This is a genomic window from Arthrobacter sp. P1_B11 (assembly GCF_056406715.1).
Genome location: NZ_JBFTZQ010000073.1, coordinates 1 through 512, shown reverse-complemented (window position 1 = coordinate 512; position 512 = coordinate 1). Strand labels below are relative to the sequence as shown.

Annotated in this window: 1 protein-coding gene and 1 pseudogene; both read left to right on the top strand. The window is 58.2% G+C overall.

Annotated elements, in window-relative coordinates; translation table 11 throughout:
* Positions 1–234: pseudogene (locus AC1D14_RS22610) on the top strand (MFS transporter); the annotation flags it as partial.
* Positions 235–280: 46 nt separating this feature from the next.
* Positions 281–512, top strand: a 232-nt coding sequence (locus AC1D14_RS22605; protein ID WP_476969228.1) for an NAD(P)-binding protein, incomplete at its 3' end; no start/stop codon positions are given.

Below are 512 nucleotides of genomic sequence, written 5' to 3'. Positions count from 1 at the left end.
CGCTACGCCGCATCAGCACTGGGATACAGCATCGGCGCCGGCATCCTGGGCGGAGCATCCCCACTGATCTCCACCGCCCTGATCGGCGCCACCGGCTCCACCCTCGCCCCGGCCTTCTATCTCGGCGGCGTCTCCCTCATCGCCTTCCTGATCGTAGCCAAACTGCTCCGCGAAACAGTGAACATGCCCTTCGGCGAAAAAGCAGAAGACCTCGCAACAGCAAAAGTCCTCTAAACCACACCGACCGACGTCTTCCACATCTTTTGAACGGAGAATTTTGATGGGTGAGCACCCTTATGTAGTGGTGATCGGTGCCGGGATGTCCGGTATCCACATCGGCAAGCATCTGAAGGATATGGGTATTGCCTTCAGGATTTATGAGAAGGCTCAGGAGATTGGGGGGACCTGGCGGGATAACAATTATCCGGGCCTGTATGTGGACGTTCCGGTTTCCCAGTATCAGTACACTTTCGCCCCGAAGTATGACTGGTCGCGCCCCTACGCGCCCGGGC